16 protein-coding genes are annotated in these 18293 nt (G+C 67.5%); 2 read left to right on the forward strand and 14 right to left on the reverse strand.

Features of this window, described 5'->3' with window-relative positions; all coding sequences use genetic code 11:
- Positions 1-114 precede the first annotated feature (114 nt).
- The 12 genes from C7I84_RS21800 to C7I84_RS21860 form a co-directional block, all read right to left on the reverse strand.
- Complete coding sequence (locus C7I84_RS21800; protein ID WP_106774331.1) at positions 115-972, reverse strand: TIGR01459 family HAD-type hydrolase; 858 nt, start codon at positions 970-972, stop codon at positions 115-117.
- Positions 969-2240, reverse strand: a complete 1272-nt coding sequence (locus tag C7I84_RS21805) for an FGGY-family carbohydrate kinase (protein WP_106774332.1) — start codon at positions 2238-2240, stop codon at positions 969-971. Before C7I84_RS21805 ends, C7I84_RS21800 begins: the two co-directional genes overlap by 4 nt.
- Positions 2237-3313: a class II aldolase/adducin family protein gene (locus tag C7I84_RS21810; RefSeq protein WP_106774390.1), complete on the reverse strand. Its 1077-nt coding sequence runs from the start codon at positions 3311-3313 to the stop codon at positions 2237-2239. The genes C7I84_RS21805 and C7I84_RS21810 overlap by 4 nt, the downstream gene beginning before the upstream one ends.
- Complete coding sequence (locus tag C7I84_RS21815; RefSeq protein WP_106774333.1) at positions 3313-4827, reverse strand: glycerol-3-phosphate dehydrogenase; 1515 nt, start codon at positions 4825-4827, stop codon at positions 3313-3315. The genes C7I84_RS21810 and C7I84_RS21815 overlap by 1 nt, the downstream gene beginning before the upstream one ends.
- A 336-nt stretch (positions 4828-5163) precedes the next feature.
- Positions 5164-6204, reverse strand: a complete 1041-nt coding sequence (locus tag C7I84_RS21820; RefSeq protein ID WP_106774334.1) for a 2-hydroxyacid dehydrogenase — start codon at positions 6202-6204, stop codon at positions 5164-5166.
- 1 nt (position 6205) lies between these two features.
- Entirely contained in the window at positions 6206-7762 is a 1557-nt protein-coding gene (locus C7I84_RS21825; RefSeq protein WP_106774335.1) for an FGGY-family carbohydrate kinase, read from the reverse strand.
- Positions 7763-7967: 205 nt separating this feature from the next.
- Positions 7968-9089, reverse strand: a complete 1122-nt coding sequence (locus tag C7I84_RS21830) for an ABC transporter ATP-binding protein (protein ID WP_106774336.1) — start codon at positions 9087-9089, stop codon at positions 7968-7970.
- Between the two features lie 229 nt (positions 9090-9318).
- Positions 9319-10437, reverse strand: a complete 1119-nt coding sequence (locus tag C7I84_RS21840) for an ABC transporter ATP-binding protein (RefSeq protein WP_106774337.1) — start codon at positions 10435-10437, stop codon at positions 9319-9321.
- Between the two features lie 4 nt (positions 10438-10441).
- Positions 10442-11299 carry a carbohydrate ABC transporter permease gene (locus C7I84_RS21845; protein ID WP_106774338.1) on the reverse strand — a complete coding sequence of 286 codons (858 nt, stop codon included), beginning with the start codon at positions 11297-11299 and terminating at the stop codon, positions 10442-10444.
- A gap of 12 nt (positions 11300-11311) precedes the next feature.
- Positions 11312-12235, reverse strand: coding sequence for a carbohydrate ABC transporter permease (locus C7I84_RS21850; RefSeq protein WP_106774339.1), 924 nt, complete (start codon positions 12233-12235; stop codon positions 11312-11314).
- 148 nt (positions 12236-12383) lie between these two features.
- Positions 12384-13820: an ABC transporter substrate-binding protein gene (locus tag C7I84_RS21855; protein ID WP_106774340.1), complete on the reverse strand. Its 1437-nt coding sequence runs from the start codon at positions 13818-13820 to the stop codon at positions 12384-12386.
- A 46-nt stretch (positions 13821-13866) separates the two neighbouring features.
- A complete protein-coding gene (locus C7I84_RS21860) occupies positions 13867-14841 on the reverse strand; it encodes a sugar-binding transcriptional regulator (protein ID WP_106774341.1) in 975 nt (324 codons plus the stop codon).
- A 229-nt stretch (positions 14842-15070) separates the two neighbouring features.
- On the opposite strand from C7I84_RS21860, the gene C7I84_RS21865 reads away from it, so the two are divergent.
- Complete coding sequence (locus C7I84_RS21865) at positions 15071-15457, forward strand: ester cyclase (RefSeq protein ID WP_106774391.1); 387 nt, start codon at positions 15071-15073, stop codon at positions 15455-15457.
- Between the two features lie 74 nt (positions 15458-15531).
- Here C7I84_RS21865 and C7I84_RS21870 read toward each other — a convergent pair whose 3' ends face one another.
- A complete protein-coding gene (locus tag C7I84_RS21870) occupies positions 15532-16974 on the reverse strand; it encodes an amidase (RefSeq protein ID WP_106774342.1) in 1443 nt (480 codons plus the stop codon).
- A 145-nt stretch (positions 16975-17119) separates the two neighbouring features.
- Positions 17120-18055 (reverse strand): DUF2865 domain-containing protein, encoded by a 936-nt coding sequence (locus tag C7I84_RS21875; protein ID WP_165816171.1) that lies wholly within the window; start codon positions 18053-18055, stop codon positions 17120-17122.
- Here C7I84_RS21875 and C7I84_RS30145 point away from each other — a divergent pair.
- Positions 18038-18286 (forward strand): hypothetical protein, encoded by a 249-nt coding sequence (locus C7I84_RS30145; RefSeq protein WP_165816172.1) that lies wholly within the window; start codon positions 18038-18040, stop codon positions 18284-18286. The two genes, C7I84_RS21875 and C7I84_RS30145, sit on opposite strands and share 18 nt — an antisense overlap.
- Positions 18287-18293: the final 7 nt, after the last annotated feature.

Genomic DNA, 18293 nt, shown 5'->3' on the forward strand with positions numbered 1-18293 from the left:
CGAGTGAAGGTTTACGGGTGGTTAAGGAGCCGGCCAGTTGCAACTTCGGCCACCGTGGCGGCGCAATTCGCCAGCGGTTCGGGTCCGGCAAGCGTGCGAGACGGTTTCTTGCGATCAAAAGGCGAACGAGGCGAGGAGATGGTCCGGCCGCGCGCCATGCTCGCCATAGAGCGCCTCCAGTCCCTCCGGCGCGAGATCGGCCAGAACGCCCGATCTGACCAGGGCCGCGGCCAAGCCAGCGCCTTTCGCGCCGGCGATGTCGTGCTCGATGCTGTCGCCTATGCCGACGACGCGGGCCCTTTCGGGGTCGCCGACCAATTTCAGCGCCGCTTCGTAGATTGCGGGATACGGCTTTCCGATCCATTCGACCGTGCCGCCGAGCTCGGCATAGAGCTCGGCGATGCGGCCGGCGCCGAAGCGCGGGCCGACGGCGGTCAGCATGATCTTGTCGGGATTGGTGCAGACGAGCCGCGCGCCGCCTTTCGCCGCCGGCGCAAGCAACCCGGCATAATGCTCGAGCGGAAAGCGGTCGCCCTCGCTGCCGCTGAGCAGCACGATCTCGGCCGCCGCCGTATCATTCACGATGTCGAGGCCGAGTCCTTCGACCGCACTCCTGTCGCCGTCGCGGGCAATCAGCAGGCATTTCGTGCCGGGGGCGAGCCGCGGCTCACCCATCTCGCCGGCAAAAACCTTCCAGGCCACCTCGCCGGAGCTGACGAAGACGTCCCAGGAAGCGGGATCGAAGCCCAGCCGGGCCATGCGCTCCTCGTTGGGCCTGGCGCGCTTGCCGGAGTTGGAGAGCAGCACCACCGTCTTGCCTGCCGCCTTCAGCCGCGCCAGCGCCTCGATGGCACCGGGGTAGGCGGCGCTGCCGTCATGCAGCACGCCGAACTGGTCGACGAAGAAGACGTCGTAGCACGCCGCCAGTTCGGCTAGGCCGGTCGTCCCGGCTGCTTTTGCCGCGGTGCTCACAGCAATCCCTCGGCGCGCGCGCCCTGCAGCGCCAACCGCGCCGTTCCGGCAGCCGCTTCCTCGGATAGCGCCGGCAGGAAGGGCACATCGAGCCGGCGCCGGCGAATTGCGGTCCAGACAGGATTCGCCGCGCCGCCGCCGACACTGCGCAGCGATGCGAGCCTCGGTCCGCCGAGTTCGGCGAGCAATGCGTAGGCGCGCGCCTCGATACCGGCGATGCCTTCCAGGATGCCATGCAGGAACAGACTGTCGTCGTCGGGCCGCGGCTCCATGCGGGGCGCAAGCTCGGGGTCGGCGACCGGAAACCGCTCGCCGTTGCCGAGCAGCGGATAGTAGTCGAGGCCGCTCCGCCGCTCCGGATCGATCCGCTCCGACAGCGCCACGATCCACTCGACCGGGAAATAGTGGGCCAGCACCTTGCCGCCGGTGTTGGAGGCCCCGCCGGCCAGCCAGCGGTCGCCGATGCGGTGGCTGTAGAGCCCGAAGCGGGGCGAGAAGATCGGCTTGTCCGACAGCACCTTCACCGTCAGCGAGGAGCCGAGCGCCGTCACGCCGTCGCCGATCACGGCAGCACCGGTCGCTAGGAAGGAGGCGCAGCCATCCGTCGTGCCGGCCACGACGATCGCCTGCGACGGCAGGCCGAAGCGCCGGGCCTCCCGCGCATCGACGCGGCCGACCGGTGTTGCCGGTGCCACCACCTCGGGCAGCAGGTCCGGGTCGGCGCCGGCCGCCGCGATCCAGTCAGGCCAGCGCCGCGCCACCGGGTCGTATCCGGTCTTCAGCGCGTTGTTCTCGTCGCTGACGTCGAACCGGCCGGAAAGCTGGCCGGCGATCCAGTCGGCCTGATGGATGACCCTCCACGGCGTCAGCGTCTTGCCGAAACGCATCGCCTTGGCGAGGCCGGATGTCGGCCCGTGCGCGGCGCTCTCGGCGGGCGCCGCCGCGGCGATCGCCGCGAGAATGCCGGCGTCCGCGACCGGATCGGAATACATCAATGCATCGGTCAGCGGCCGCCCGTCGCGGTCGATCGGCAGCATGGTGCCGGAGGTGCCGTCGACAGCGAGCGCCACGACCGCAGCAGGATCGATGCGCGACAGCAGATCGCCGAGTGCAGCCTGCAGCGCGCGCAGCCATACCGCCGGGTCGCGGCCGTTTTCGCCATGCTCTGCCATTCTGGTGCCGGCCTGCGCGGCGACGGTGCCCGACGGGTCCATCGCCACGGCGCGCACGCCCGACGTGCCGACATCGATGCCGACGACGAGGCTCATTGCCGGGCGGCTTCCATGCGGCGGGTCAGCTCCTGTCGGTATTTCTCGGCATCCCAGTTGAGAAGCTGGTGGGCGTCGGCGGCGCCGAGATAGTGCAGGCTGGCATGCTCGTCGATGCGCGCCGTGACGTCGGCGAGGCAGCGGGCCAGCGCCTCGGCGCCGGCATTGGCGTCGTTGCGCATCAGCACGCCCTTGCCGGGGAACAGGATCGACATCGGTGCGTCGCGCCCTTCGGCGGCAAGCCGGTGCACAACGGCCTGCGCCGTCTCGCCCGGCGCGGCGACGACCGACCCCTCGCCGAGGAAGATCACATGATCCGGGTAGAGCGTTCCGCCGGCTGCGATCTGGCAGCTCGCCGGATCGCTCGCCGCCGCATGCGCTTCGGGCGATGCCGGCAGCCGATAGTTGCTGCCTGCGGCCAGCCGGAGCAGCGCGTCCGTATCGGCCTGGGGCGCCGGGCGCGGTGTCCGCGCCAGTAGATCGCAGACGCGGGCGAGCAGGTCTTCCGTTTCCGCCACCGTGTCGGCCGCCACCACCAGTCCGTGGTTGCCGAGGACGAGGACGTTCGTCTCCCGCCCCCGCCGCTCGGCGATGGCGCGCGCCAGCGGCAAGCCCGGCCGGCAATAAGGGACGAAGACCCAATCGAGCCCGCGCAGCCGCTCACCGACCACGGTCTCGGCATCCGACCGCACGGCGAGCGAAATGGTCTCGACGCAATGCACATGGACGACGACACGCTGCGGCATCAGCGCATGCACGGTAGTCTCGATGGAGGGCCTCAGCCCCAGCGGATTGAGGTCGGCGACGACGAAGGCTTCGGCCTTCTCCGCCGCCGGGTCGAGGTCCGCCACCGCCTGAAGCAGCGGCGGCATCTTTACCGGCACGAAGATGTCGTCGCGCCCGGCATGCATCAGCCAGGTGCCGGAGGCCTTGATCCACAGCACGCCGTCGTCCTTCAGCGAGGTGTTGCCGCCCGCCGCCTGCACCAGCAGCGGATCAGCGCCTACGCGCGCCGACAATGCCCTCAACGCCGCGAACTCCGCGGCGGCCCGATCATTCCTGAACCCCGTCATCATCCTGCCTTTGCCAGCCGTCCGGCGCACCAGTCCTCGAAGGCGGCCCGCTCCTCATCGTCGAGGTGCAGCCCGTGCTTGGTGCGCCGCACCAGAATATCCTCGGCCGTCTCGGCCCACTCCGTTTCCGTCAGGAACGCCGCTTCGCGCTCGTAGAAATCCGGGCCGAAGCGGCGGCCGAGATCGGCCAGCGACTTGGCACGGCCGACCAGCGCGGCGGTGCGCGTCCCGTAGAGGCGGGCATAGTGCTTCGCCAGCGAGACCGGCAGCCACGGATAGGCGGTGCGCAACCCGCCAAGAAACCGGTCGAAGTCCGCGTCGGCCAGGTCGCCTCCCGGAAGATGCGCCGCCGCGGTCCAATTGCCGCGCATCGCCGGGAAGAACGGCTTCAGCTTCTCCAGCGCATGCTCCGACAGCTTGCGGAAGGTGGTGATCTTGCCGCCGAAGACGGAGAGCAGCGGCGCCTCGCCGGCCCTGGCGTCGAGCTCGAAGATGTAGTCGCGCGTCACCGCGCTCGGATTGTCGGCGTTGTCGTCGTAGAGCGGCCGCACGCCGGAGAAGCTGTGGATCACATCGTCACGCGTAAGCTTGCGCTTGAAGTAGCGGTTCACGACCTTGATCAGGTAGGCGATCTCGTCCTCGCCGGCCACGACGTCCTCCGGCCGGCCGGAATAGGGAATGTCGGTGGTGCCGATCAGCGCCAGGTCGCCTTCATAGGGATTGATGAAGATCACCCGCTTGTCGGTGTTCTGCACGAGATAGGCCTGCCGGCCTTCCCAGAACTTCGGCACGACGATGTGGCTGCCCTTGACCAGGCGCACGGCGCGCGCGGCGTTCACCCCGGCGACATGGCCGATGACGTCGTTCACCCATGGTCCGGCGGCGTTGACCAGCGCGCGTGCCCGCCAGGTCTGCCGGACGCCGGTGCGGCCGTGGCGCGTCTCGACAAGCCAGGCGCCGCCCTCGCGGCGGGCCGAGACGCAGGCGGTGCGCGTCATCACGCGCGCGCCGCGCTCACGCGCATCAAGCGCGTTGAGGACGACCAGCCGGGCATCGTCGACCCAGCAGTCAGAATATTCGAATGCTTTCGTGAAAGCCGACTCGATCGGCGCGCCCTCGGGCGCGGTGCGCAGGTTCAGCGTACGCGTGCCAGGCAGCCGCTTGCGGCCGCCGAGATGATCGTAGAGGAACAGGCCGAGCCGGACCAGCCAGGCCGGCCGGTCGTCGGGGCTGTGCGGCAGCACGAAGCGCATCGGCCAGATGATGTGCGGCGCCGAATTGAGCAGCACCTCGCGCTCGATCAGCGCCTCGCGCACCAGCCGGAACTCGTAATATTCGAGATAGCGCAGCCCGCCATGCACCAGCTTTCCCGAACGCGAGCTGGTGCCTTGCGCGAGGTCGTCCTTCTCGGCGAGCACCACCGACAGGCCGCGCCCCGCCGCGTCGCGGGCGATGCCGGCGCCATTGACGCCGCCGCCGACGACGAAGAGATCGACTGTGTCGGGCTCGGTCATGGACGGTACCCGCCGGCGGCGCGGCCAGCACTCTTCTCCCCGGATGAGGGGCGGCGAAGGTCCGGGGTTCTGTTTTCACCGCCGGAGTACGGCCGCACCGGTACGGCATGGATCCCGGGGGCTCCGCCTCCGCTTCGCTCCGGCTCTGCCCTACGATGACAATAGGGTTTTGCGGCCAATCGCCGACGTCGGAGACTGGCGGAGGCACCCCTCCCATTCGTCATCCTAGGGCGAGAGCCGGAGCGAAGCGGAGGCGGAGACCCTGGGATCCATGCCGTAACGCTGCGGCCGTACTCCGGCGGTGACCGTTCTATTACTGCAACCATCGCCCGGCACTCAACACGGATTGACCGGCGGCTGCCCCGCCAGATACCGCCGCACCTCCTCGGCCGCCTTCTCCGCCGCATAGGTCACCGTGCGCACCGAGGCGCCGGCGATGTGCGGGGTCAGCGTCACGTTGGGCAGCTTCAGCAGCGGCCAGTCGGCCGGCACCGGCTCGACAGCGAAGGTCTCCAGCATGGCGCTGCCGATATGGCCGGACACCAGCGCCTCGTAGAGCGCATCGTAGTCGGCCAGCGGACCGCGTGCGGTGTTCACGAAGATCACGCCCGGCTTCATCTTTGCGATCGTGTCGCGGTTGATGATGTGCTTCGTCTCCTCGCTCACGCGTGAATGCAGCGTCACCACGTCGGAGCGCGACAGAAGCTCGTCGAGCGCCACCAGCTCGACGCCGGCATTGCGGTCCTCGGCGCTGAGCTGCACATAGGGGTCGGCGACGAGCACCTTGGTGCCGAAGGCGCGCAGCAGCTTCACCACCTTGGTGCCGATGTTGCCGTAGCCGACCACGCCGACGGTCATCTCCGACAGCTCGCGGCCGGTGCGGTCGGCGCGGTAGAGATCGCCGCGCCATTCGCCGGCGCGCAGCGACTCGTGGCCGACGCGGATCAGCCGGGTCTCGGCCAGGATCGCGCCGAGGGTGAACTCGGCGACCGCGCTGGCGTTGCGGCCGGGCACGTTGACGACCTTGATGCCATTGCGCCTCGCCGCGGCGATGTCGATGTTGACCGGCCCGCCGCGCGACACGGCGACCAGCCTGAGGTCGGGCAGGCGCTTCATCATGCCGTCCGACAGCGGCGCGAGCTGCGTCACCAGGACCTCGGCGTCACCGATGAAGCCGACCACGTCGTCGGGATCGCCAAAGTACTCCTTCAGCCCGTCGAGGCCGTTCACCGCATAGCCGTGCTCCATCGGCTCGTCCGGCCAGGGCTGCTCCAGCGTCCGGATGTCGAGGCCGTCGCCGCAGGCCTTCTCGATCTCCTGCCGAAACACCTCCGGCAGCATGAAACGATCGCCGATGATCGCGATCTTGCGTGTCATTTCAGTGCTCCCGCGCCATCGTCCGCCACACCGGGCGCAGCGCCCGCCACGCCTGCGCATAGGCGGGATAGGCTTTCTCGTAAATGCCAGCCAGTGTCGCATCCGGCTCCTCGGCCGGGCCGAGCAGCGGCGCGACCCATTCGGCCGCGCAGGCCTCCATCGACGGGTAGAGGCCGATGGAGACGGCGGCGATCATCGCGGCGCCTGCCGCTCCCGCCTCCTCGCGCTTGCTGGTGCGCACCTTCGACCCGAGAGCCGCGCCGAGAATCCGTCGCAGCGCGTTGCTGCGCGCGGCGCCACCGGTCAGCCGCACCTCGCCCGGCAGCGGGCCGGCCGCCGCGTAGCAGTCGCGCGCGGCGAAGGCCAGGCCCTCGAAGACGGCGCGCACCAGGTCGCCATAACCGTGCCGGCTCGATATGCCGATGAAGCCGGCGCGGGCGTTGGCATCGACGAAGGGCCCGCGCTCGCCCGCCTCGGAGACGTAGGGCTGGTAAAGCAGCGACGCCGGCTCGGAGGTCGCGATCCACTCGTCGATCAGCGGGATCATCTCGGCGGAGGAGCGGCTGATGCCCTGCGAGGCGAGGATGCCGGCGGCCAGCCCCAGCACCCAGTCGATGTTGAGCGTCGCCGCCATGTTCGACTGCATCTGCGCACAGACGCCCGGCGCCGGCATGCACATGGTGTAGCCGGTGCGGTCGTTGTTGAGCTGCACGTCGTCGGCGCCGACCGCGAGCCGCATATGCATGCCGGTCGAGCCTATGATGGAACAACCCGGCCTGGCGGCGGGGTCGAACAGGCCCGCGCCCAGCGCCGTGCAGGCGACGTCGACATAGCCCAGCACCACGGGTGTGCCGGGCAGCAGCCCGGTCATGCCGGCTGCGGCGTTGGTGAGCGCGGTGCTTCGCGCAGCCCCGTCGACGATCTCCGGCAGCAGCCGGCTGAGATGCGTCAGCCCGAGGATATCGATCACCTCGTCGGAATAACGCCTGGCGGCGAAGTCGCCGAAGGTGAAGCAGCCCTCGGACGGATCGCTGGCGCGCTCGCCGGTGAGCTTGAAATAGAGCCAGTCCTTGCAGTGGAAGGCGGTCGCGGCGCGCTGCAGGCGCTCCGGCGTCGTCCGCTCGATCAGCCTGAGCTGCGGGCCCTGCTGGCAGGCGGCGAGGCCCGTGCCGGTCCTTTCGTAGCGCAGCCGGTCCTCCGGACGCGCGCGGATGTCCTCGACGATCGAGGCGGCGCGCGCGTCGAGCCACAGCCAGCCCTTGCCGACCGGCTCGCCGTCCCTGTCGATCAGCCAGGTGCCGTCGCCCTGGCCGGTGACGGCGATCGCCGCCGTGCGCCGCGCCAGATCCGGCACCTCGTCGCAGAGTAGGCGCAGCGTGGTCGCGGCGTCCGCCCAGGTACGCGCCAGATCCTGCTCGGCGCCGCCGCCGGGTATCGTCTCGTAACGGTTCGGCAGCGCCGTGCAGGCGATCTGCCGACCGGAGAGGTCGAAGGCCACCGACTTGATGACCGAGGTGCCGGCATCGATGCCGATGAGCACGTCCGGAGCGGCATTCATGCGGTCGCTCCAGATTGCTGGCGTGTCGCTCGATATTCACCCCCACCCCTAGCCCCTCCCCTCAAAGGGGAGAGGGACCGGCTTGCGGCTCCGCAGGGCACCGACTGTCGTCGGTCTTGTGCGGCATGGCGGCCGCAAAGTCCCCCTCCCCCTTGAGGGGAGGGGCTAGGGGTGGGGGTAAACTTCCATCCAGACAACCGCGACATCAGGCGAGCTCCGCGCCGTGCGAGATCGCCGCGCCCGAGCCGGCGTCGAAGACGTGCAGGTTCTGCGGATCGATGCGGATGCCGATCCGCTCGCCGCGCTCCAGCCGGGTGCGGTCATGCTCGACCAGCACCAGCGAGCCGCCGGCGAAGTCGGCGGCGATATGGGTCTGATCGCCGAGCCACTGGTTGGCGGAAACGGTGGCCGGCATGCCGTCCCTGGCGCGGCGCACCGCATAGGGGCGGATGCCGATGACCACGCGCTGGCGCCGCAGCAGCGCGTCCCGCACGTCGCGGGCGAATGCACCCTGCTCATAGTCGAGCGCCAGGCCGTCGGGCAGCCGCAGTTTTATGCCGTCGCTCTCGCCGGTCACGAACGCCTCGAACACGTTCATCGGCGGCTCGCCGACGAAGGTGCCGGTGAACAGATTGGCGGGCCGCTCCTTGATGGTCTGCGGCGCGTCGAACTGCTGCAGCACGCCGCCTTCCATCACGGCGATGCGGTCCGCCAGCGCGTTGGCCTCGGTCTGGTCGTGGGTCACCAGGATCGCCGTCAGCCCGCGCTCCTTGATGAAATGCTTGATGCGGCCGCGCAGCACGGCGCGCAATTGCGGCTCGAGCTGACCCATCGGCTCGTCGAGCAGATGCAGGTCGGCATCGCGCACCAGTGCGCGGCCGAGGCTGGCGCGCTGCTGCTGGCCGCCGGAGATCGAGCTCGGATAGCGGTCGAGGATGTCCTCGATCTCGAGCAACCCGGCGATCTCCGCCACCTTCTTCTCGACCGCCGCCTTGCCGAGCCGCGACGCCTTGAGCGCGAAGCCGATGTTCTCGCGCACGGTGAGCGGCGGATAGAGCGAATAGCCTTCGAATGCCATGGCGACGTTGCGCTTGACCGGCGCCAGCATGTGCACCGGCCGCCCGGCGATGGCGATGGCGCCCCGCGATACCTCCTCGAAGCCGGCGATCATGCGCAGCGTCGATGTCTTGCCGCAGCCGGACGAGCCGAGCAGGGCGACGATCTCGCCCTTGGGAATGTCAATGGAGAGCTGCCTGACGGCGTGGACACCGCGGTCGATCGGACCGTAGAACTTGTCGACGTTCTGGATGGAGAGGATGGTGGTCATGAGAACGTCTCCACCGTCGATTCCTTGTGACACCCTCCTCTGTCCTGCCGGACATCTCCCCTGCAAGGGGGGAGATCAGCCGGCCGCATTGATTTCGCCAATCGCCGGCGTTGCCGGAAGCACAGCGTCGTCAAAGCTGCCAATCTCCCCCCTTGCGGGGGAGATGTCCGGCAGGACAGAGGGGGGTGCGAAGGAGCACGATGCTGAACGAGGTCGACTGCATCAACACTCATGCCGCTTCTCCGCTCTTCAGCGCCACCACCTTGTTCGCGCCGATCCGGTCGCCGGTGGCACGGTCGAACAGCAGCGCGCTCTTCGGATTGACGGCGATATGCGCATTGCCGCTCACCGGTCCCGGCGTTCCGGCCGGACGCGACACCAGGATCTCGCGGCCACGCACGGTGCGCACCAGCGTAACCGTCTTCTCGTTGAGCGGCGTCTCCGCCTCAACCGTCACCGGAACCGCCGCCGGCGCGTCGGCGCGCACGAACGAAAGCGCCTCCGGCCGCAGCCCGATCACGCAGTCGCGCCCCACCGCCTGCTCGAACGGACCGGCCAGATGCACCTGCACGTTGGACAGGCCTACATAGACGCCGCGTCCATCCTTGGCCGGCTTGACGTCGAGCAGATTGATGGTCGGATCCCCGAACAGCCGGGCGATCTCGATGGTGGCGGGCTCGAGATAGATCTGCTCGGGCGTGCCGAGTTGGCGGATGCGGCCCTGCGACATCACAGCGATGCGGTCGCCGAGCGCCATCGCTTCCTTGTAGTCCTGCGTGACGTAGACGACCGTCGCGCCCTGCGTGTCGAGCAGGCGCGGCAGCTCCAGCCGCATCTCGAAGCGCAGCTTTGCGTCCACATTGCGCAGCGGATCATCGAGCAGCAGCACCGGCGGCGAGCCTGCCAGCGCCCGGCCGAGCGCGGTGCGCTGCTTCTGGCCGTTGGAGAGGGCACGCGGCTTGTGGCTGAGCACGTGGTCGATCTTCAGCAGCTTCGCAACGCTTTCCACGCCCGCCTTGATGGCGCCAGGCGCCTGCCGCCTCGCCTCGAGCGGAGTGGCGATGTTGTCGAAGGCGCTCATATGCGGGAACAGCGCAAAATTCTGGAACGCCATGCCGACGCCGCGATACTCCGCGTCGACGTCGGTGACGTCCTCGCCGCCGATGAGGATCGCGCCCTCGTCGGGGTCGACCACGCCGGCGATGAGGCGCAGGAGCACGGTCTTGCCGGCGCCGGACGGGCCGAACAGCACGACCGTCTCGCCGTCCGCAACCTTCAGCGTCACGTCGTCGAGGACGGCCTGACCCTTGTAGCGCTTGACGATGTTCTTCAGTTCGAGCGTTGCCATGCCGCTACCCCTTGACCGCGCCGAGTGACAGGCCCTCGACCAGATAACGCTGGGCGTAGAGCGCGAGCGCCAGCGTCGGCGTGATCGACAGCACGATCGCCGCGGCGATCTGGCCGTACTGGATGCCGCTGGCGGTGACGAAGGCGAGCGCGCCGACCGTGACCGGTTGTTTGTCGGCCGAGGCGAGCACCAGGGCGAAGACGAAATTGTTCCACGCGAAGATGAAGGCGAGCAGGCCGGCCGCCGCGATGCCCGGCCCGGCGAGCGGCAGCGCGATCTTGCGGAAGGTCGCGAACCACGAATGGCCGGCGATGCGATAGGCATATTCGACGTCGGCCGAAATGTCCTCGAAATAGCCGCGCACGATCCACAGGATCAGCGGCAGGCAGATGAGCTGGTAGACCCAGACCAGGCCGAAATAGGTGTTGGAAAGGCCGAGTTGCTGGAAATAGATGGTCAGCGGCAGCAGCACCAGCAGCGGCGGCGCGAAACGGAAGGACAGAAGCGTGAAGGCGATGTCCTCGGAGCCGCGGAACTTGTGCCTGGCGAAGGCATAGGCCGCCGGCACGCCAAGCAGCAGCGCCACCGCCACCGAGGTTACCGACAGGAAGACCGAGTTCCACAGGGTGCGCAGGAAGTTGATCTCCAGCGTGCCGGCCGCCGTCTCCAGCCGGCCGGTGATCAGCGCCGCATAGTTGGACAGCGTCGGCTCGAACACGATCGACGGCGGAATGCGCAGGATCGTCTCGTTAGTCTGGAACGACATCATGAAGATCCAGAACAGCGGAAACATGAAGAAGATGACGACCAGCGCCAGCGCTGCGCCGCGCAGCACACGTTCGAGGGTGGACGTATGTTCCATGACAGCCTCCCCTCAGCCGTTGCCGCGGGCGCGCTCGCGCAGACGCAGCCAGTTCTTGATGAAGATGTTCGACAGGAAGTAGGTGATCGCCCACAGGATGATCATCAGCGCCGCCGACCGACCGACATTGGTCGACTGGAAGAAGTTGAGATAGGCCTCGACCTGGAACACCGTCAGCGTGTCGCCCGGCCCGCCCTGGGTCATGGCGTAGATGATGTCGAACTGCTGGATGGAATCGAGCAGGCGGAACAGCGTCGCCGTCAGGATGTAGGGCGTCAGCATCGGCAGGGTGATGCGGAAGAACACGAAGGTTCGCGGCACGCCGTCGAGTGCGGCCGCCTCGAAGGGCTGCGTCGGCAGCGACCGCAGGCCGGCAAGCAGCAGGATCATGATGAAGGGCGTGTAGACCCAGATGTCGACGAGCACGACCGTGAACAGCGCCGTGGACGGCGACGAGGCCCAGCGGAAATCGTGGAGCCCGATCAAGCCGGCCAGGTAGCTCAGGATGCCGAAGCCGGGATTGGTCATCAGCTTCCACATCAGCGCGGCCAGCGCCGGCGCCGTCATCAGCGGCAGCAGCAGCATGATCGAGATGAAGTTGTTCAGCGTCGTGCGCTTCTGCAGCAGCAAGGCGATGCCGAGGCCAAGCAGCAGTTCCAGCACCACCGTGGTCGCCGCGTAGGTGAGCGAGATCTGCAGCGTGTTCCAGAATTTCGGATCGGTGAAGAAGGCTGCGTAATTGTCGAACCAGATGAACTTGTAGCCCCAGGGCTGGCTCAGCCGGTAGCGGTGCAGCGAGTACCAGGCGGCCGTCAGGAACGGGATCAGGATGCCGATGCAGACGAGCAAAGCCGGCAAACTGAGGACATAGGGCAGCACGCGCTTGCTGATGCGGAAACCCGACGGTCGTGCGCGGGCGGTGGCGGCGGCGGTCATTCACGGCTCCGGATTTGAAGAGGCGCCCGGCCGGCCTGACAGGGAGCGGCGGCCGGGCGGGCGGTCAGCCGCGCACTGCGCCGCTGGTACCAGACGGTGGTTTCATGGCGTTCGGACCGGCCGCACCGCGACCGGTCCGAGACCCGGATCAGCCCAGGCCGGCGTCCTTGAGCTGCCCGTCGATGCTCTGCGCCAGCTGGTCGAGACCCTCGTCCACCGGCACCTGCTTGGCCACCATCTTCTGCAGCGTCGCCGCCCATTCGGTGGTGAGGTCGAAGAACAGCGGCTGCGCCGTGAACTTGATCGAGGCGCCCGGAGCCGAGGCCGTGAACATCTCGAAATAGCCGGGGTACTTCTTCAGCTTCTCCACGAACATCTCGTCCTTCCAGACCGCGTTGCGGACCGGGTTGACGAAATCATGCTTGGTGGCGCCGAAGATGGCGTGCTCGACGCTCGAGGCCCACTGCAGGAAGTACCAGGTGGCGTCCTTGTCCTTGGCGAAGGACGACATGGCCAGCGACCATATCCAGATGTTCGGCGTCGGCGCCTCGGCCGCCGGGTTGGCCTTGAAGCCGTGGAAGGCGAGCTTGCCGGCTTCCTTGGTGCCGCCGTTCTGGAAATAGCCGAGGATGTCGGCGTCGAAGATCATCGCCGAGGCGCCGGCGCCGAGGTCGGTGCCGACCTGATACCAGGTGTAGGTCGACCAGTCCTTCGGGCCGCTGTTCTGGATCATCTCGACCCACTTGGCGTGGAAGGCCTTCGATTCGGCCGTGTTCATGGCTGCCGACAGCTTGCCGTCGGTGACGTTGAGGTCCTTCTGGCCGAAGTTGGCGTAGGCCGAGAGGAAACCGGGATGGATCGTCGCCCAGGAGCGCGAGCCGCGCACGCCGACGCCGTAGACATTGTTGCCGACGTCCTTGGTCAGCTTGGCCGCCACCGCGACGAGGTCGTCGAGGTCCTTCGGCGGCTGCACGCCGACCTTGTCGAACATCTCCTTGTTGTAGGTGATGTTGTTCTGCTCGAAGCCCCAGGGAATGCACCACTGCTTGGCGTCGTCGGAGCCGAGCGTGCCGCCGGGCTGGCCGTTCCAGGCACAGGACTTGCGCACGCCCTCAAGCACGTCGTCCCAGGCATAGGTCGGGCTGGTCTTGGCTGGATCCTTGATCCACTGGTTGAGATCTTCGGTCCAGCCGGCCGGGCCGTAGGTCCAAGTCATGTAGGCACCGGTCATGAAGGCATCATATTCCGACGAGCCCGACGACAGCGCCGCCGTCACCTTGTCGAAATAGACGTCTTCCGGGAACACGTCATAGGTGACCTCCATCCCCGTCAGGTCCTTGAAGGCCTGCAGGTTGGCGATCATGGCGTCGGCATAGGGATGCTTGTTGAGCAAGAGCTTGAGCGACTTACCCTTGTGCGCCTGCCAGTCGAAGTCGGCGGCCATGGCGCGGCTCTGCGCCATGGCGAGCAGCGTGCCGCCCATGGCGGCCGTCAGGCCGAGCGCGCCGAGGCCCTTGATCAGGCCGCGACGATCCACCTGCCCGCGAATGAACGCGTCAACGAGGTCTTTCTCTCTTTCATACATCTTCCATTCTCCTCCACAGGGTAGTTCCGTTGCCAATGTTTGCCGGCTACCCGACCGGCTTAGCCTCCACGAGCGACCGCGCCGTCCGCTCGTCGGTGATGAGGCCGCGCAGATAGCGGCTCTCCAGCACCGAGCGGACCGCCCGGATCTTCACCTTGCCGCCGGCCACGGCGACGATCCGGCGGTTCCTCAAATCCTCGCGGCCGAGCGCCATCACCCGGCTCGACAGCGGCGCCTCGAACGGCGCGCCGTCGGCATCGAAGAAATGGCCGAGCAGCTCGCCCACGCCGCCGCCGCGCTTCACCTCCTCCATTTCCGGCCGCTCGACCATGCCGGTCGCCACCAGCGACGCCTGCCGCTCGGTCGTGCCGATGCCGGCGAGCAGCAGGTCGGAGGTCCGGGCCAGGTCGAACACCTCGGCCACGCCCTTCTGGCCGAGCAGAACCTGGCGGTCCTCGACCGTGTTGGCGAACATCGGCACGGGAACGACATAGGCCTCGGCGCCGGTGCGTTCGGCCAGCCGATGGATCACGTCGTGCGGATTGGCCGAGAATTTGCGCGTCAGCCCGCCTAGCAGCGAGACGAAACGCGCCGTCGGCGCAGCGGTCCGCGGCAGATACTCCACGCAGGCGGCCAGCGTGCGGCCATGGCCGACGCCGATCATGATCCGGTCGCCGCGCTCGATCTCGCGCTTCAGATACTGGGCGCCGGCGACGCCCAGCGCCTTCAGCGGCAGATCCTCGTCGTCGAACTCCGGCACCACTTCGCAATAGTCGAGGCTGTAGCGGGAGCAGAGTTCGGTCTCCAGCGCCACGCATTCCGAAACGTCGCCGTCGATATAGACCTTCACCAGCCCGTCCTGGTTGGCCTTGGTGATCAGGCGATGCGCCTTCAGGCTGGTCAGGCCGAGACGCTTGGCGACTTCGGACTGGGTCAGGCCGCCGGCATAATGCAACCAGGCGGCACGCGTCGCCATGCTGCTTTCGTCGTCGCGAAGGAGGCCGTTTCCCGTCCCTGACATCGTCCAGGTTTTTCTGCTGCGGACTGATATTTTTTGCAACGATTGCAAAATTTTTCATGCCTGTCAACGCGCCCGATGAAGGCACCATGGCGTTGCTCGTCTGACTGTCGGCGTCACGTCGAGCTTGGGAAAAGGCCGTACAAAAGGAAGCATTGCCTTTTCCGGTGGGCTATTCTCGGCTGGAGAAATGGCTGTCCTCCAAACAGTCTTCAGCCATCGGAGCCGCACCGTGACGAAAGCCGATCTCTCCGACCTCTACCGAGGCTACATAACCTGCCTGAACCGGCAGGACTGGCCGGATCTCGGACGTTTCGTCGACGAGGACGTGCGCTACAACGGCCGGCGGATCGGCCTGTCGGGATACCGCGAGATGCTGGAGCGGGATTTTCGCGACATCCCGGACCTACGGTTCGACATCCGGCTGCTGATGTCCGACCCGCCCTATGTAGCGAGCCGGCTGGCATTCGACTGTTCGCCGAAAGGCTCGTTCCTCGGCCTCGAGGTCAATGGGAAGAGAGTATCCTTCGGCGAGAACGTCTTTTATGAGTTCCGGGACGGAAAGATCGTTGAAGTCTGGTCGATCATAGACAAGGCCGCCGTCGAGGCGCAGCTCTGACACCGCGGTTTATCGCCGAGCGGGGCGGCGATGTCCTTCCTCGTCGCTACCGCTCGGGTGCCCTCCCCTTGAACTCAGGCCGACACTTTCGGCCGGCGGTCCTTCCACGGCATCTCCTGCTCCAGCACTACGGCAAGCGCCAGCACCGTCGCCTCGTCGCCGTAGCGGCCGACGGCCTGCACGCCGATCGGCACGCCGCTTTCGGACATGGCGAGCGGGATCGACATGGCCGGTTGCCCCGATATGTCGAACGGGAACATGAACACCGAATCCGTCCAGAGATCGTTGTAGGCGTCGAGATCGGTCATCGACATGTCGTAGAAGCCGACCGGCCGCGGCAGTTGCGTCAGCGTCGGTGTGAGATAGATGTCATAGCCATCCAGATCCGTGGCAATGGCGCGGCTGGCCTGGCGCACCGCCTCGACGTCGGAGATGTGGCTGATACCACTGGTGGCGCGGCCGCGCTCGATGATCGCCCAGGTGATCGGCTCGACGTCGTTCCTGGTTACCGGGCGGCCGAGAGCGCCCTCAAGCCAGTCGAAGACCGCCGCAGTCTGCACGCAGCTCATGTTCGTGTAGGTGCGCCAGATCCTGCCGGCGTCGAGGCTCATGTCGTGCTCCTCGACGTCATGGCCCAGCCGCTCCAGCAGCCTGGCGGTGTCGAGAACGGCCCGCCGGACCTCGGGATCGATCGGCCGGCCGTGCGGCGGCGTCACGGTAAAGCCGACACGCAGCTTGCGGGGCGAACGCCGCGACAGCTCCAGCCATGACTTTTCCGGCACCGGCGGCTGATACGGATCGCCCGGCAGCGCGCCGGCGACCGCGTCGAGATAGGCGGCGGTGTCGCGAACCGTACGGGTGTTGGCCAGGAAATAGGCGCAGCCGTGCCAGACGTCGCCGAAGGGCGCCATGGTGACGCGGCCGCGCGACGGCTTCAGGCCGAGCACGCCGCAGCAGGAGGCGGGCACGCGGATCGAGCCGGCGGCGTCGCTGGATTCTGCCACCGGCACCATGCGCGCGGCGACCGCCGCCGAGGAGCCGCCGCTCGACCCGCCAGCCGTCACGTCGGCGCGCCAGGGATTGACGGTGGCGCCGTAGAGCTTCGGCTCGGTCGAGATCGACCAGCCGTTTTCCGGCGCGTTCGACTTGCCGACCAGCAGAAACCCGGCCTTCTTGATGCGGGTCACCACTTCGGCGTCGAAATCGGCGACGACATCCTTGAGGTAGACGGACGAGTTGGTGTTGGGGGTCCCCTTCCAGGAGGTGGCGAGTTCCTTCAGCAGATAGGGGACGCCGGCAAACGGTGCCTCGCGATCGACGGCGACGGCGGCCATGCGGCCGATGTCGTAGAGCTTGTGGACGACCGCGTTCAGCTCCGGATTGAGCTTCTCGATGGTCGCCACGGCGGCCTCGACGAGTTCGCCCGGCGACACCTCGCCCTTGCGCACCAGTCCGGCCAGCGCCAGCCCGTCGGAATCCGCATAGGTCCGCAGCAGGCTTTCGGTCACACCAGGCATCTTTCTTCCTCCCATCCTTGTTGTCCGGAGCACGACCCGTTGCATCGGGACTTGCCGGGACCGTGCCAGGACGCGCCACGCAACCTCGCGCGCCGCTCCTGATGCTGGGTCAACTCAAGAGGATTCGAAGGCCGACCGACAGGGATCAGTTCGGGAAGAAATTGGGGCCAACGACCCGGACCTTGCGGTCAGCCGGCAAGTCGACCACCGGCGCCTGGTTATCGCCCGTCAGCGCCATCAGCGGCACGGGCTCGTCGGGACGCTCCCTCGGCAGCGGGATGACGGCGTTCTTCATGTTGAACGGCGTCACCGTTCTGGCGCGCGCCTCGTTGACGCGGCGATGATAGCCCTGGAAATCGCAGGCTTCGAAGCCCGTCCTGTTGCGATAGGCGAACGCGGTCGGCAATTCTCTGTACGGCCTACCGGTGTCGACCGAGATCATCTCCTCTGTCTCCAGTTCTGGGTCGTCGAGCCGGTAGACCGAGGTCTGGCTGCCGCGGCAGATGTAGCTGCACTGGTCGACGGCCTGCTTGTAGTCCCTGGAATCGATGAACTGCGACCCGGGGACCGGGAAGAAATAGCCATCCTCCACGCGCACGCAGAACAGCATCACGCCCGTATCGATGGATGGACCGGAACGGGCCGGCGCCGCGCGCTTGACGGAAGCTTCCACCACCTCGCGGCGTTCCTTGCGCTGCTGCGGCTTGCCGCAACCGAGAGCGGCGATGCGCGCGCGCAGCGCCGCCTGGTTGCCGCCCTGCGACCGGGCCAGCTGGCGCTGCACGTCGGCCTTGCGGTTGGCGAGATCGGCGCAGGGGTTGAAGAGGCCGCCGGTACCCCTGGACGAGCACTGACGCTTGCGCTCGAGGGCCTGGATCGCGGAGAGCTGCTTGGACAGCGCCACGCTTTGCGCGCTGGCACCGCCGCGCGCGGCGCGGGCGAGCAGGTCGGCGCAGGCATTGGCGTAGGCCGACGTCATGCCTAGGGAGAGCAGCGCGGCAACCGCGCCGATCCCGATCAGACTACGCTGCAACCGCATCAATGAACGGGAAAGCGCCAGCCGGTGATCACGATTGTGCAATGCCGGCTCATCCGAACGAACGGACCTTGCCTCAAAGACCCGACGTACCATCGCATGCTACCCCAGATTGCCCGCGGACACGCTTCGACACGCAATGGCAGCAACCTGACCAAAGGTCAATTGCCGCCCGAAAAACCTACAGAACAAGGTAAACGATTTTACGGCAAGTCGGACCTGCCGGAATCGCGCTCCAGTGCCGCAACCGTGCCGCGCCCGATCGCGAAAATGTGATCGCGAA

Source organism: Kumtagia ephedrae (assembly GCF_003012745.1).
GTDB classification, from domain to species: Bacteria; Pseudomonadota; Alphaproteobacteria; order Rhizobiales; family Rhizobiaceae; genus Kumtagia; species Kumtagia ephedrae.

Bases quoted from the DNA above. Each gene is read 5' to 3' on its own strand.
- C7I84_RS21805 (WP_106774332.1), bottom strand. From the start codon at position 2,240: ATGAGCCTCGTCGTCGGCATCGATGTCGGCACGTCGGGCGTGCGCGCC.
- C7I84_RS21810 (WP_106774390.1), bottom strand. From the start codon at position 3,313: ATGACGGGGTTCAGGAATGATCGGGCCGCCGCGGAGTTCGCGGCGTTG.
- C7I84_RS21815 (WP_106774333.1), bottom strand. From the start codon at position 4,827: ATGACCGAGCCCGACACAGTCGATCTCTTCGTCGTCGGCGGCGGCGTC.
- C7I84_RS21820 (WP_106774334.1), bottom strand. From the start codon at position 6,204: ATGACACGCAAGATCGCGATCATCGGCGATCGTTTCATGCTGCCGGAG.
- C7I84_RS21825 (WP_106774335.1), bottom strand. From the start codon at position 7,762: ATGAATGCCGCTCCGGACGTGCTCATCGGCATCGATGCCGGCACCTCG.
- C7I84_RS21830 (WP_106774336.1), bottom strand. From the start codon at position 9,089: ATGACCACCATCCTCTCCATCCAGAACGTCGACAAGTTCTACGGTCCG.
- C7I84_RS21840 (WP_106774337.1), bottom strand. From the start codon at position 10,437: ATGGCAACGCTCGAACTGAAGAACATCGTCAAGCGCTACAAGGGTCAG.
- C7I84_RS21845 (WP_106774338.1), bottom strand. From the start codon at position 11,299: ATGGAACATACGTCCACCCTCGAACGTGTGCTGCGCGGCGCAGCGCTG.
- C7I84_RS21850 (WP_106774339.1), bottom strand. From the start codon at position 12,235: ATGACCGCCGCCGCCACCGCCCGCGCACGACCGTCGGGTTTCCGCATC.
- C7I84_RS21855 (WP_106774340.1), bottom strand. From the start codon at position 13,820: ATGTATGAAAGAGAGAAAGACCTCGTTGACGCGTTCATTCGCGGGCAG.
- C7I84_RS21860 (WP_106774341.1), bottom strand. From the start codon at position 14,841: ATGTCAGGGACGGGAAACGGCCTCCTTCGCGACGACGAAAGCAGCATG.
- C7I84_RS21870 (WP_106774342.1), bottom strand. From the start codon at position 16,974: ATGCCTGGTGTGACCGAAAGCCTGCTGCGGACCTATGCGGATTCCGAC.